The organism is Moorena sp. SIO3I6 (assembly GCF_010672095.1).
Genome location: NZ_JAAHHU010001070.1, coordinates 1 through 1719, shown reverse-complemented (window position 1 = coordinate 1719; position 1719 = coordinate 1). Strand labels below are relative to the sequence as shown.

The following is a 1719-nucleotide window of genomic DNA, read 5'->3' as shown; positions in this document are numbered from 1 at the left end:
CGATAAATCAATTTCTGGATGGGGTTGAACTTTTCCCCTTGGGCTGCAATCTCTGCCAAAATCCGGTCAGGGTTGAATCGTGGATCAAATGGTACTTCGGAGATGAACTTGATGTACCGCGATAGATTGACCGTATTGGAAGGCATGGTGGTGATTACCCTGGGTGTACTATCAGGGGTATCTCGTACTGTACCAGCATGGCAAACTGCACAATTTAAACCAACACGGTCAACGAACATCCGACGCTTTGAAAAGCCGATGGGTCTGTCTTGTCCTGGTTCATAGATAAAGCCCAATGAAGCATAACCCTCACCGGGTAGCTTATCTGGAAAAATTGCTGGCAGTACTTTCCAGATCCAGTAGGGAACTCCATTCACTGGCTCGCTGCCGATGGAACCATACTTAAAGTGGTCGTTAATATCTGCATATCTAACTGGGGAGTTGGATATCAACGGCCAAGCTATCACTAGGGTGATGACCAGTACAACTCCGATAATAAGAAGCCAAAACCGCTTTAAGCTTTTTAAAGCACCCTTGATTAGGGTTGGGTTTTCTGATTCACTCATCAATTTCTTACCTGTAATCTATAAAATAGTGCGTTAGTGTTCAGTGCTAAGTATTTAGTAGATCACGAATTACCCTTGTATCCAAAAATAAACGCCATTTGTAGGGGTACACAGCCGTGCCCCCTCAACCTATTTACCGTAACATACTAACTCCTATAGAAAAAAGCGTTCGAGGAAAGCGATCGCATTCTCTATCCCATTCTCTATCGCTTTCTCTATAAGATGTAAAGAAACATTTCTATTTCTTAGAAGAGGTTTTTATTCTTCATTATTAATAAAAATAATCAAGAATTACGAGAATGGCGGTGGATCAAATACAGTCATGACCTGTTTAATCATTTTGTCGTGGTCGTCATTGTATCGGCGCACATCGTAGCAGCCTAGAGGGTTTTGTAGGGCATTGAACAAGCACCTGTTGCAGTAGGTGCAGGGTCGGTCTGGCAGGTCTTTTCCTTGCTGAAACTGCTGGACTAGGTCATTATTAGCAACCAGAGGACGGGCGATACTAACTGCATCACAGAATCCTTCACTAATCGCCTCACGGATGTAGGATGCTTGCTGAAAACCTCCCGTGCAGATGACTGGGATATTCACATGCTTTTTGATTTCCCTAGCATCACTGATGCTAATACCTTGGTATTTATCTAGGAGTTCTTGCATGGTTTGACTTGATACAAACTCCCGGAAGGAGTCGTCCAAGGCTTTATCCTGTACATCTTTGCCGATAATCGGCTGAGTCCGATCCTTTCTGTAAACTCGGTTCCATAAGAACAAGAAGAGGGGAAATAGGAATCGATACCGGAACAGTAAGTAATTGCGGAAGGTATAGATACCGCTTCCGAGCATGATCTCGTACCATCGGGATGCTTCGTCCTGGGGAAACTCACCGGGTGGGTTCAACGGGTGGGGAAATAAGCTTCCAGTGGATATATGAAGCGCATCTGCTCCAGCTTCCTCCACCCACTTGCAGATTTGGATAGAGTCTTCCAGGGTATTCCCAGGCTTGTCCCAAGGAATCACAGCATCGTTGTATTCCACTGCACTGATTTTTGCCTGGAGGTGAAAATCGTTTCCTACCTCTTTGCGTATTGCCTGGATAATCTCCAGTAAGAAACGAGCTCGATTTTCCAGAGAACCGCCATACTCATCCTTG

General features: G+C 44.7%; 2 pseudogenes. Both read right to left on the bottom strand.

Annotation, left to right across the window (positions count from 1 at the left end):
• A pseudogene (locus F6K49_RS46210) lies at positions 1 to 566 on the bottom strand (cytochrome c); the annotation flags it as partial.
• Positions 567 to 857: 291 nt separating this feature from the next.
• Positions 858 to 1719: pseudogene (locus F6K49_RS46205) on the bottom strand (NADH:flavin oxidoreductase); the annotation flags it as partial.